The sequence below is a fragment of the Micromonospora sp. LOL_023 genome (genome assembly GCF_048060115.1).
Taxonomy (GTDB): Bacteria; Actinomycetota; Actinomycetes; order Mycobacteriales; family Micromonosporaceae; genus Micromonospora_E.
In genome coordinates, this window is sequence record NZ_JBHMIM010000034.1 from 65,074 (window position 1) to 76,457 (window position 11,384).

Here is an 11,384-nt window from a genome sequence, read left to right on the forward strand (position 1 = left end):
CGTGCGGCGTCGACGGCCGGAGCCGTCGACGCCGCACGGGTCGGGTCGGGTGGTGCTGGTTACTCGTCCGCACCTGCGGCGGCGGTACCGCCGAGGTCGGCGGGCACTGCGTCCGGCACGGTCACCGGACGGTCGGCACCCCGGAACACGAGCTTGGACTTGTCGATGTCCTCCGGGTCACCGTCGCAGTCGACGACTACGATCTGGCCTGCCTTGAGCTCGTTGAACAGGATCCGCTCCGACAGGTTGTCCTCGATGTCGCGCTGGATGGTCCGGCGCAACGGCCGAGCCCCCAGCACCGGGTCGAAGCCCTTCTTCGCCAGGTACTTCTTGGCGTTGTCGGTGAGCTCCATGCTCATGTCCTTGTTCCGCAGCTGGCTCTCGATCCGAGCGGTCATGATGTCCACGATCGACAGGATCTCGGTGCGGTTCAGCTGGTGGAACACGATGGTGTCGTCGATCCGGTTGAGGAACTCCGGCCGGAAGTGCTGCTTGAGCTCGTCGTTGACCTTCTGCTTCATCCGGTCGTAGTTCGACTCGTTGTCCTCCGAGACCTGGAAGCCCAGCGACACCGCCTTGGCCACGTCCCGGGTGCCCAGGTTGGTGGTCAGGATGATCACGGTGTTCTTGAAGTCGACGATCCGACCCTGACCGTCGGTGAGCCGCCCGTCCTCCAGGATCTGCAGCAGCGTGTTGAACACGTCCGGGTGGGCCTTCTCGATCTCGTCGAAGAGCACGACCGAGAACGGCCGACGACGGACCTTCTCGGTCAGCTGGCCGCCCTCGTCGTAGCCGACGTACCCGGGTGGGGCACCGACCAGGCGCGACACCGTGTACCGGTCGTGGAACTCGGACATGTCCAGCTGGATCAGCGCGTCCTCGCTGCCGAACAGGAACTCGGCGAGCGCCTTGGACAGCTCGGTCTTACCGACACCCGACGGGCCGGCGAAGATGAACGAACCGGAGGGCCGCTTCGGGTCCTTCAGACCGGCCCGGGTCCGCCGGATCGCCTTCGAGACCGCCTTGACCGCGTCGGACTGGCCGACGACCCGCTTGTGCAGCTCGTCTTCCATCCGCAGCAGCCGGGAGGTCTCCTCCTCGGTCAGCTTGTAGACCGGGATGCCGGTCCAGTTGCCCAGCACCTCGGCGATCTGCTCGTCGTCGACCTCACTGACGACGTCGAGGTCGCCTGCCTTCCACTCCTTCTCCCGCTGTGCCTTCTGCCCGAGCAGCTGCTTTTCCTTGTCCCGCAGCTGGGCGGCCCGCTCGAAGTCCTGCGCGTCGATCGCGGACTCCTTGTCGCGACGCACCTGGGCGATCCGCTCGTCGAAGTCGCGCAGGTCTGGTGGCGCGGTCATCCGGCGGATCCGCATCCGGGCGCCCGCCTCGTCGATCAGGTCGATCGCCTTGTCGGGCAGGAAGCGGTCGGAGATGTAGCGGTCGGCCAGGGTGGCCGCAGCGACCAGGGCGGCGTCGGTGATGCTCACCCGGTGGTGCGCCTCGTAGCGGTCCCGCAGGCCCTTGAGGATCTCGATGGTCTGCGCCAGCGACGGCTCGCCCACCTGGATCGGCTGGAACCGGCGCTCGAGCGCGGCGTCCTTCTCCAGGTGCTTGCGGTACTCGTCGAGGGTGGTGGCACCGATGGTCTGCAGCTCGCCACGGGCCAGCATCGGCTTGAGGATGCTTGCCGCATCGATCGCCCCCTCGGCCGCGCCAGCGCCGACCAGGGTGTGGATCTCGTCGATGAACAGGATGATGTCGCCCCGGGTGCGGATCTCCTTGAGCACCTTCTTCAGGCGCTCCTCGAAGTCACCCCGGTAGCGGGAGCCAGCGACCAGCGCACCGAGGTCGAGGGTGTAGAGCTGCTTGTCCTTGAGCGTCTCGGGCACCTCGCCCTTGATGATCTTCTGCGACAGCCCCTCCACCACGGCGGTCTTGCCGACGCCGGGCTCACCGATCAGCACCGGGTTGTTCTTGGTCCGGCGGGAGAGCACCTGCATCACCCGCTCGATTTCCTTCTCCCGGCCGATGACCGGGTCGAGCTTGCCCTCCCGGGCCGCCTGGGTCAGGTTACGGCCGAACTGGTCCAGCACCAGGCTGGTCGACGGGGCCGCCTCGCCCGCCGCGGCACCGGCGGCCGCCGGCTCCTTGCCCTGGTAGCCCGACAGCAGCTGGATGACCTGCTGGCGGACCCGGTTGAGGTCCGCGCCGAGCTTGACCAGGACCTGGGCGGCAACGCCCTCGCCCTCCCGGATCAGGCCGAGCAGGATGTGCTCCGTACCGATGTAGTTGTGGCCGAGCTGCAGCGCCTCCCGCAGGGACAGCTCCAGCACCTTCTTGGCCCGCGGCGTGAACGGGATGTGCCCGCTCGGTGCCTGCTGACCCTGGCCGATGATCTCCTCGACCTGTTGACGCACACCTTCCAGCGAGATGCCCAGACTCTCCAGGGCCTTCGCCGCCACGCCCTCACCCTCGTGGATGAGGCCGAGCAGGATGTGCTCCGTGCCGATGTAGTTGTGGTTGAGCATCCGGGCTTCTTCTTGAGCCAGGACGACAACTCGCCGCGCTCGGTCGGTGAACCGCTCGAACATGCCCTCGTGCTCCTCACGTGCCGTGCGCCAATGGTCTTGGCGGGCCAGCGCACGAGCCTCCAGGTGGAAGCTCGTGCCCATCACTCTATCGCCGTGGGCCGGCTCCGCTCATGCCGTGTCTGGTCAGAGCAGGTGCGATCCGCAACGTTTAACCCAACTGTGCCGGGTCGTCGGCTGTTCCCCGAGCCCTTGGCGCTACGCGGTGAGCGAAATCCGGACGGTCCGCCCGGCGGACTCGGGCATCGGCACCCTCGGGCGCGCCGTCCGTACCGAACCCCCCCCGACCGGTTGTCCACAGGCCTGTGGACAAGTAGCACACAGGCTGTGGACAACCCGTTCCGGACCTGCTCAGCACGGTGGTTCGGCCGACGAGCGCCGGCTGCGGACCTGCTCGGGAGCTGCCAAAAACGACACGAGGTGCGGATGATGACATCCGCACCTCGTGTCACAGCGTCCACATCGCCGGACAGCTGACCGGCTCCGGCACGCCGAGAACGATCAGCGTCCGGCTTTGGCGTGGTACTCGTCCACGATCTCCTGCGGAATCCGCCCGCGGTCGGAGATCTCCTTGCCTTCCTTCTTCGCCCAGGCCCGGATCGCCCGGTTCTGCTCGCGGTCAGCGGCAGCGCCGCCCCGACCCCGTGCGGCCCGACCGCCAACGACCACGCCACCGCGGCCGATCTTGGTCCCGGCACCCACGTACGGAGCGAAAACCTGCCGCAATTTGTCCGCGTTCTTCTCCGAGAGGTCGATCTCGTACTGGACGCCGTCGAGGGCGAACTTGACGGTCTCGTCGGCGTCTCCACCGTCCAGATCGTCGACCAACTTGTGAATGATCTGCTTGGCCACAGGCCGTAGTCCTTCCGAGCACGTTCTCCCGCAATCAGGAGCACAATAGCCCGAAAGATGCGCCAGCCGTCAATAGGACGCGCAAACTCCCCCCGAGAAACTTCCCCGAACTCCTCCGGAGTACGCCTCGATCTACTCCGGGCGAGCCAGCGGGAAGAGGATGGTTTCGCGAATACCCAGGCCGGTCAGGGCCATCAGCAACCGGTCGATTCCCATTCCCATGCCCCCGGCCGGCGGCATTCCGTACTCCATCGCCCGCAGGAAGTCCTCGTCGAGGCGCATCGCCTCCGGATCACCACCGGCGGCCAACCGGGCCTGCTCCACCAGCCGCTCCCGTTGCACCACCGGGTCGACCAGCTCGCTGTACGCCGTGGCCAGCTCGACGCCACGGACGTAGAGATCCCACTTCTCGGCCAGCCCCGGCGCGGTGCGGTGGGCCCGGGTGAGCGGGCTGGTCTCCACCGGGTAGTCCCGCACGAACGTCGGCCGGTGTAGATGTGGTACGACCAATTCTTCGAAGAGTTCCTCCGCCAGCTTGCCCGGCCCCCACTTCGGGTCGACCGCGACGTCGAACTTCTCGGCGTAACGCAGCAACTGCGCTCGGTCGGTTGCCACGGTGACTTCCTCACCGAGAGCTTCCGACAACACTCCGTACAGCGAGACGGTCCGCCAGTCGCCACCCAGGTCGAACTCCGACCCGTCGGCGTGGGTGACAACATGTGACCCACTGACTCCGATGGCGCACTGCTGCACCAGTTCGCGGGTCAGCCGTGCCATCGTGTCGTAGTCTCCGTACGCTTCGTAAGTCTCCAGCATCGCGAACTCCGGCGAGTGGGACGAGTCGACGCCTTCATTCCGGAAGTTCCGGTTGATCTCGAACACCCGATCGATGCCACCGACCACACACCGCTTCAGAAAAAGCTCCGGGGCGATTCGCAGATACAGATTAGCGCCGAGAGCATTGCTGTGTGTGACGAATGGGCGGGCGGCCGCGCCACCGTGCAGCACCTGCAGCATCGGTGTCTCGACCTCGATGAACCCACGCTGGTGAAAGTTGTCACGAAGAGTACGCAGCACCGTCGCCCGGGTGTGCACCATCTGCCGCGCCTCGGGCCGCACGATCAGGTCCACGTAACGCTGCCGGACCCGCGCCTCCTCGCTCAGCGGCTTGTGCGCCACCGGCAACGGCCGCAACGCCTTCGCGGTGATCTGCCACTGCTCAGCGAGGACCGACAACTCGCCTCGGCGGCTGGTGATCACCTCACCGGCGACGCCCACGTGGTCGCCGATGTCGACCAGCCGCTTCCAGTCCTCCAGCCGCTCCTCGCCGACCCGGTCCCGGGAGAGCATCACCTGGAGTTCGGTGCCGTCGCCCTCGCGTACGGTGGCGAAACAGAGCTTGCCGGTGTTCCGGACGAAGATCACCCGGCCGGTCACCGCGACCTGCTCGCCGGTCGCCGTGTCGGTCGGCAGGTCGGCGAACCGCTCTCGCAGCCGCGCCAACGACGTGGTCCGGGAATATCCGACCGGGTACGGCTCGACGCCCTGCGCCAGCAACCGGTCCCGCTTTTCCCGGCGCACCCGCATCTGCTCGGGCAGCTCCTCAGCGGCGTCGTCGGGTACGGTCACGTGCTTGTTCACGGTGAGCATCCTCAACACAGGGGGTACGGACAACGGGCGGCAGGCTCGTTGAGTTGGTGCGGCAACGAGCGTACTCAACCCGGATCGGCCTGGCCGTCGATAAGGGCGCCACGCGCCGGTCAGATGTTCCGCTCATACACCATGCGCAGGCCGATCAGGGTGATCATCGGCTCGTGGTGAGTGATGGTGCGACACTCGCCGATCACCACCGGCGCCAAGCCACCGGTCGCGATAACCGCGCTGAGCTGGCCTAACTCCTCCGCCATCCGATCCACGATCCGGTCAACCTGACCGGCGAAACCGAAGTACATGCCGGACTGCAGGCACTCGACGGTGTTCTTGCCGATCACCGAACGGGGCCTGGTCGGCTCGACCTTTCGCAACTGCGCGGCCCGGGCCGCCAACGCGTCGAAGGAGATCTCGATGCCGGGGGCGAACGCCCCGCCGAGAAACTCGCCCCGGGCGCTGATCACGTCGAAGTTGGTGGTGGTGCCGAAGTCGACGACGATCGACGGGCCGCCGTAGAGGGTGTACGCGGCAAGCGTGTTGACCACCCGGTCCGACCCCACCTCCTTGGGATTGTCGATCGCCAACTGCACCCCGGTCTTCACCCCGGGCTCGACGATCACGTACGGGATGTCGCCGTAGTAGCGGCCGAGCATGGACCGTAGCGACCGCAGTGCCGCCGGCACCGTCGAACAAGCGGCGACCCCGGTGATCTCCACCGCGTCCCCGGCGAGCAGCCCGCGGAACATCAGCCCCAGCTCGTCGGCGGTGGACCGGGCGTCGGTCTTGATCCGCCAGGAGTGGACCAGCTTGTCGCCGGCGAAGGTGGCCAGCACGGTGTTGGTGTTGCCGATGTCGATACAGAGCAGCATGTCGTCTCCTCAGGCCGTCAGCCGACCGACCCGACCCGGCCGGCGGCGTCAGCCCGGTCGGCCGGGCGCAGATCGAGGGCGATGTCCATGATCGGCGACGAGTGGGTCAACGCACCGACCGACAGATGGTCCACCCCGGTCGCCGCGTACCGCGCCGCATTGGCCAGCGTCAACCCACCGGTGGCTTCCAGCTCGGCCCGGTCACCCACCTCGGCCACCACCGCCCGCAGCAGCTCCGGTGACATGTTGTCGCAGAGCAGGAACGTCGCGCCGGCGTCCACCGCCTCCACCGCCTCGGCCAGGGTCGTCACCTCCACCTCGACCGCGACGTCGGGGAACGACTCCTGGCACCGGCGGTACGCCGCACCCACCCCACCGGCGGCCAGCTTGTGGTTGTCCTTGACCATCGCCACGTCGTACAGGCCCATCCGCTTGTTGCCACCCCCGCCGACCCGCACCGCGTACTTCTCCAGCAGCCGCAGCCCGGGGGTGGTCTTGCGGGTGTCCAGCACGGTCGCCTTCGAACCGTGCAGCGCGTCCGCCCATGCCCGGGTGTGCGTCGCCACCCCGGACAGCCGGCTGATCAGATTGAGCACGGTCCGCTCACCGGTCAGCAGAATCCGCACCGGGCCGGTGAAGGTGGCCAGCACCGTGCCGGCCGGCACCCGTTCCCCGTCGGTCCGGTGCAGCCGCACCTCGACGTCCGTACCGATCGGGGGCACCGCGTCGAACACCACGGCGGCCAGTGCCAGGCCGGCGACCACCCCGTCGGCGCGGGCCACCAGCTCAGCGGTGCCGACCTGGCCGGGATCGATCGTGGCGGCCGTGGTCACGTCCAGGCCGGCCGGGCCGAGATCCTCGGCCAACGCGGTGGCGACGACCGACTCGACCACGCCCGGATCCAACCCGCCGGCCCGCAACCCGGCGATCACCTCGCTGCGCATGACGGCTCCCAGGTGAGGGTGGGCTGCCCGGCCGGGCCGAGGCTGCTCACCAGATGTCCCAACCAGCCCTCGGCAGCCAGGGGGAAGTCGTCACGCCAGTGACAACCCCGGGTCTCCTGCCGGGCGTACGCCGCCGCCACCAACGCGGTGGCGACGGTGACCAGATTAGTCGCCTCCCAGGCCGCGGTGTCCGACGTGCCCCGACCGGCGGCCAACCGGCACAGCTCGGCGGCGGCGTCGGCAAGTGACTCGCCGGAGCGCAGCACTCCCGCGCCGCGGCCCATCGCCCGCTGCAGCGGCCGCCGGGCCTGCGCCGACACCACCCAACCGCCGTCGGCGGCGACGGTGCCGCCCGCACCCGCGCTGGCCGGTTCGACCTGCGCCGGCAGGTGTCGGGCGATGTCGTCGGCGATCCGCCGGGCGAAGACCAGCCCTTCGAGCAACGAATTGCTGGCCAGCCGGTTGGCACCGTGCACCCCGGTGCAGGCGACCTCACCGCAGGCGTACAGACCGGGGATGGTCGTGCGGCCGTACAGGTCCGTCCGGACGCCGCCGGAGGCGTAGTGGGCCGCCGGCGCGACCGGGATCACCGCCTCGGCGGGATCGACCCCGACGGCCCGGCAGGAGGCGACGATCGTCGGAAACCGGCGGGCCAGGAACTCGGCGCCGAGATGCCGGGCGTCCAGGAAGACATTGTCGCTGTCGTTGGCCGCCATCACCCGGTGGATGCCCTTGGCGACCACGTCGCGCGGGGCCAGCTCGGCGAGTTCGTGCTGACCGAGCATGAACCGCTTGCCGTCGGCGTCGACCAGCTGGGCGCCCTCGCCGCGCAACGCCTCGGACACCAACGGCTGCTGGCCGCTGCCGCCCGCACCGCCCGGCGTCACCAGGGCCGTCGGATGGAACTGGACGAACTCCAGGTCGGCCACGGCGGCACCGGCCCGTAGCGCGAGCGCCACGCCGTCGCCGGTGGAGACCGCCGGGTTGGTGGTGGTGGCGAAGATCTGCCCCATCCCGCCGGTGGCCAGCACGACCGCGCGGGCCATGATCGCCCCGACGCCGTCCGGGGTGCCTTCGCCGAGTACGTGCAGGGTGACGCCGCAGGCCCGGGCCGGGCCACCGGCCCGCTGCGGCGCGCCCCGCAGCAGGTCGACCACCAGCGCGTGCTCGATCAGCCGGATCCACGGATCGCGGCGTACCGCGGCGTGCAGCGCCCGCTGCACCTCGGCACCGGTCGCGTCACCACCGGCATGCACGATCCGGTTCGCCCGGTGGCCGCCCTCGCGGGTGAGCAGCAGTGCGCCGTCGGCGTCCCGGTCGAACTCGGCACCGACCCGAATCAACTCCCGGATCCGGGCCGGGCCCTCCTCGACGAGCACCCGGACCGCAGCCGGGTCGCAGAGCCCGACCCCGGCGATCTCGGTGTCCTGGGCGTGTGCGGCCGGTGTGTCGAGTGGGCTCAGGACCCCGGCGATGCCACCTTGGGCCCACCGGGTCGACCCGTCGTCGATGTTGACCTTCGTCACCACGGTGACGTGCAGGCCTGCCTCCCGCAGGTACAGCGCGGCGGTCAGACCGGCGATCCCGGAACCGACGACCACCACGTCGGTGGTCTCCACCCAACCGGGTTGCGGCGCGGCGAGCCGGCCGGGCAGGGCGGGCAGGTCCGGGGTGTCCACGAGCATGGAGCAAGTCAACCCCGCCGGGCCCGGCGCGGGGGCGGCGGGGCGACCGGATGTGGGCCGATACACCCGGTGGGCGACCTCGGGAACTGCTCGAAGGGAACTATTCGAACTGGATCGGCAGACCGTCGGCCCCGGCGCCCTTGAGTGATTTGCTGACCTTGCGCTCGTTGAGCCACAGGTAGCAGCGGACGCCACGGTTGCCGGCCGCCCACTCCGCCGCGCCGCCCGGCAACGAGATCACGCCGGTGCGGAACTGCAGGTTGTCGTCGAGCGGCACGCTGGCATACCGGCCGATCACCTTGCGGCACTCGGCGTGGAACTGGCTCCAGTCCCGGTCCCGGGTCGGGTACGGGATGTCCGGCGCCTGCCAGACACCGGCGAACTCCGCGTTGTGCGGCTGGTCGCACTGCTCCGCCGGCATGGTGTCGATCGCGCCGTTGCTGTCGTTGCGGACTCCGTAGCAGGTCAGGTGCAGCGGCGACGGCTCGGCGAGCGCGTCGCGCAGGCTCGCGGTCCGACTGGCCGTACCGCCGTTGTCCTCGACGTTGGTCACCTCGGTCACGTCGCAGCGGAACCAGCGGGCGCCGCCGTCCCAGGCCGCCGGTGACGGCACCGCGACGCCGACCCAGAGCCGGCCCAGGCGCCAGTCGGCCCCGACGTACTCCGTGGTCTTGGTGTCGCACTCGGCGTACGCGGCGCGGATCTCGGCGGAGTCCTGGGTGGGCGGGGCGGCCGCCTCCGCGGCAGCGGCACCGAACGTCCCGACGTGCACGGTTTCGATCCGGTGCGGAGCGGCGCAGTCCACCGGACTGTACGACGACAGGTAGGCGGTCTCGGCGAAGTCACCCGGGTGGCAGATCTCCGCCGGTGGCACGAACGAACTCGGCTCGGCGATGGGTTGCCAGTTGTCGGTCAGCTCTCCGTCCACGCCATCGGGCAGGCCGCAACCAGTCAGGCCGAGCGCGAGCGCGCCGCCCACGGCAATGGCGGCGGTCCATCGACGCATAGTCCCTCCCACAGGGCACTGGGCAGGCGGTCCGGACCGCCGAGCATACGTGACCGCCTGGTCACCGGCTGGTGACCGGCCGGTGCCGAATGGTCGACGACCAGCCTGGTGGCGCGGTCGTTCCCACGCTACGACGTGCCGGCAACCACCGGCCAGTCGACGACCGTGTCCCCGCGTACCGGGTCGCCGGCCACGCCGGCCGGTGCGCCAGCCGGGTCCGCGTCGAGCTCGATGATCTTGTTGGCGGCGTCGACGTGCACCACCCGTGGGGCGTACTGCCGGGCCTCAGCGTCGGTGAAATGTCCGTACGCAATGAGAATGACCAGGTCGCCGGGGTGCACCAGATGGGCGGCGGCGCCGTTGATGCCGATCACGCCGCTGCCCCTGACCCCCTCGATGACGTACGTCTCCAACCGCGCCCCGTTCGTCACATCCACGATGGCCACCTGCTCGCCCGGCAGCAGATCCGCCGCCTCCAGCAGGTCGGCGTCCACGGTGACCGAGCCGACGTAGTGCAGGTCGGCCTGGGTCACGGTGGCCCGGTGGATCTTCGACTTGAGCATGGTGCGCAGCATCAGTGTCCTTCCGCACGAGATCCGGTCAGTTCGACCGGCATGTTGTCGATCAACCGGGTCCCGCCGACCCGGGCGGCGATCAGCAGCCGGCCCACCCCGGCGACCGGCGGGCCGAGCTCCGGGTCGGTGAGCACCAGGTAGTCCAGCTCGGCGTCGCCGCCGGCAGTCCGCTCGAAGGCCAGCCGAGCGGCGGACAGCACCTCGTCGAGCGCACCGCCGCCGCCGGCGTGCGCCGCGCCGGCCCGTAGCGCGGCCGAGAGCCCCAACGCCACCTGACGCTGCGGCGCGGACAGGTAGCGGTTCCGGCTGGACCGGGCCAGCCCGTCCGGCTCCCGTACCGTCGGCACTCCGACGATCTCCACCGGCAGGTCCAGGTCCCGGACCATCCGCCGCACCAGGGTCAGCTGCTGGTAGTCCTTCTCCCCGAAGAACGCCAGGTCGGGTCGGGTGACCTGGAGCAGCTTCAACACCACGGTGAGCACCCCGTGGAAGAAACCGGGACGGCTGGCACCTTCGAGGATCCCGCCCAGCGGCCCCGGGTCGAGCCGGACCATCGGCTCGCCGTTCGGATACATCTCGGCCCGGCTCGGGGCGAAGACCGCGCCGACCCCGGCCTGCCGGCAGATCTCCAGATCGTCGTCGATCGTGCGCGGATAGCGGTCGAAGTCCTCGGTCGGGCCGAACTGCAGCGGGTTGACGAAGACCGTCACGACCACGTGGTCGGCGCGGCGCGCCGCCGCCCGCAGCAGCGCCGCGTGCCCGTCGTGCAGGGCACCCATGGTCATCACCACGGCAACCGAGCCGGACCACCCGGCACGCACGGCGGCCAACTCGGCCCGGGTCCAGACGACCTGCAGCCCCGGCGGAGCGGCGATCGGCCGACTCATCGGACCGACTCCCGGCGCTGCCCGCCAGCGGTCACCGACCGGTGCGTCGCCGCCACCGTCCCCCGCCCGGCCAGCACGTCGAGCAGTTGTACCCCGACGGCAGGTGCGGGAGTGTCCACCGCTGGTAGGCGCACAGCTGCGCTCATGGCGTGATCCAGTCCTCGAAACGGGGGTACCGGTCGCCGCCAAGTATGCGCCGCCGCCACACACCTGAAACAACGGTGTGTGAAAACCTTCACCCGCTGCTCCAGCGGGGGCCCGCTGCTCCAGCGGGGGCCCGCTGCTCCAGCGGGGGCCCGCTGCTCCAGCGGGGGCCCGCTGCTCCAGC

General features: G+C 69.8%; 10 protein-coding genes. All 10 read right to left on the bottom strand.

Annotated features, from left to right (window positions below; translation table 11 throughout):
* Positions 1-59 precede the first annotated feature (59 nt).
* A complete protein-coding gene (locus tag ACFHVL_RS19045) occupies positions 60-2,591 on the bottom strand; it encodes an ATP-dependent Clp protease ATP-binding subunit (protein ID WP_416629513.1) in 2,532 nt (843 codons plus the stop codon).
* A gap of 498 nt (positions 2,592-3,089) precedes the next feature.
* Positions 3,090-3,440, bottom strand: a complete 351-nt coding sequence (locus ACFHVL_RS19050; RefSeq protein ID WP_326549857.1) for an Lsr2 family protein — start codon at positions 3,438-3,440, stop codon at positions 3,090-3,092.
* A gap of 132 nt (positions 3,441-3,572) precedes the next feature.
* On the bottom strand, positions 3,573-5,027 hold the full coding sequence (gene lysS, locus ACFHVL_RS19055) for a lysine--tRNA ligase (RefSeq protein ID WP_416629515.1): 1,455 nt from the start codon (positions 5,025-5,027) through the stop codon (positions 3,573-3,575).
* A gap of 173 nt (positions 5,028-5,200) precedes the next feature.
* Complete coding sequence (locus ACFHVL_RS19060; RefSeq protein WP_416629501.1) at positions 5,201-5,959, bottom strand: type III pantothenate kinase; 759 nt, start codon at positions 5,957-5,959, stop codon at positions 5,201-5,203.
* A 17-nt stretch (positions 5,960-5,976) separates the two neighbouring features.
* Entirely contained in the window at positions 5,977-6,903 is a 927-nt protein-coding gene (nadC, locus tag ACFHVL_RS19065; protein ID WP_416629502.1) for a carboxylating nicotinate-nucleotide diphosphorylase, read from the bottom strand.
* Positions 6,888-8,588: an L-aspartate oxidase gene (locus ACFHVL_RS19070; RefSeq protein ID WP_416629503.1), complete on the bottom strand. Its 1,701-nt coding sequence runs from the start codon at positions 8,586-8,588 to the stop codon at positions 6,888-6,890. Before ACFHVL_RS19070 ends, nadC begins: the two co-directional genes overlap by 16 nt.
* Positions 8,589-8,688: 100 nt before the next feature.
* Entirely contained in the window at positions 8,689-9,594 is a 906-nt protein-coding gene (locus ACFHVL_RS19075; RefSeq protein WP_416629505.1) for a septum formation family protein, read from the bottom strand.
* Between the two features lie 128 nt (positions 9,595-9,722).
* The gene (panD, locus tag ACFHVL_RS19080; RefSeq protein WP_416629506.1) at positions 9,723-10,169 is read right to left on the bottom strand and encodes an aspartate 1-decarboxylase; all 447 of its coding nucleotides are present in this window, start codon (positions 10,167-10,169) and stop codon (positions 9,723-9,725) included.
* Complete coding sequence (gene panC / locus ACFHVL_RS19085) at positions 10,169-11,056, bottom strand: pantoate--beta-alanine ligase (protein ID WP_416629507.1); 888 nt, start codon at positions 11,054-11,056, stop codon at positions 10,169-10,171. The genes panD and panC overlap by 1 nt, the downstream gene beginning before the upstream one ends.
* Positions 11,053-11,202, bottom strand: coding sequence for a hypothetical protein (locus tag ACFHVL_RS19090; RefSeq protein WP_416629508.1), 150 nt, complete (start codon positions 11,200-11,202; stop codon positions 11,053-11,055). Before ACFHVL_RS19090 ends, panC begins: the two co-directional genes overlap by 4 nt.
* Between the last annotated feature and the right edge of the window lie 182 nt (positions 11,203-11,384).

Bases quoted from the DNA above. Each gene is read 5' to 3' on its own strand.
- ACFHVL_RS19045 (WP_416629513.1), bottom strand. From the start codon at position 2,591: ATGTTCGAGCGGTTCACCGACCGAGCGCGGCGAGTTGTCGTCCTGGCT.
- lysS (WP_416629515.1), bottom strand. From the start codon at position 5,027: ATGCGGGTGCGCCGGGAAAAGCGGGACCGGTTGCTGGCGCAGGGCGTC.
- ACFHVL_RS19060 (WP_416629501.1), bottom strand. From the start codon at position 5,959: ATGCTGCTCTGTATCGACATCGGCAACACCAACACCGTGCTGGCCACC.
- nadC (WP_416629502.1), bottom strand. From the start codon at position 6,903: ATGCGCAGCGAGGTGATCGCCGGGTTGCGGGCCGGCGGGTTGGATCCG.
- ACFHVL_RS19070 (WP_416629503.1), bottom strand. From the start codon at position 8,588: ATGCTCGTGGACACCCCGGACCTGCCCGCCCTGCCCGGCCGGCTCGCC.
- ACFHVL_RS19075 (WP_416629505.1), bottom strand. From the start codon at position 9,594: ATGCGTCGATGGACCGCCGCCATTGCCGTGGGCGGCGCGCTCGCGCTC.
- panD (WP_416629506.1), bottom strand. From the start codon at position 10,169: ATGCTGCGCACCATGCTCAAGTCGAAGATCCACCGGGCCACCGTGACC.
- panC (WP_416629507.1), bottom strand. From the start codon at position 11,056: ATGAGTCGGCCGATCGCCGCTCCGCCGGGGCTGCAGGTCGTCTGGACC.
- ACFHVL_RS19090 (WP_416629508.1), bottom strand. From the start codon at position 11,202: ATGAGCGCAGCTGTGCGCCTACCAGCGGTGGACACTCCCGCACCTGCC.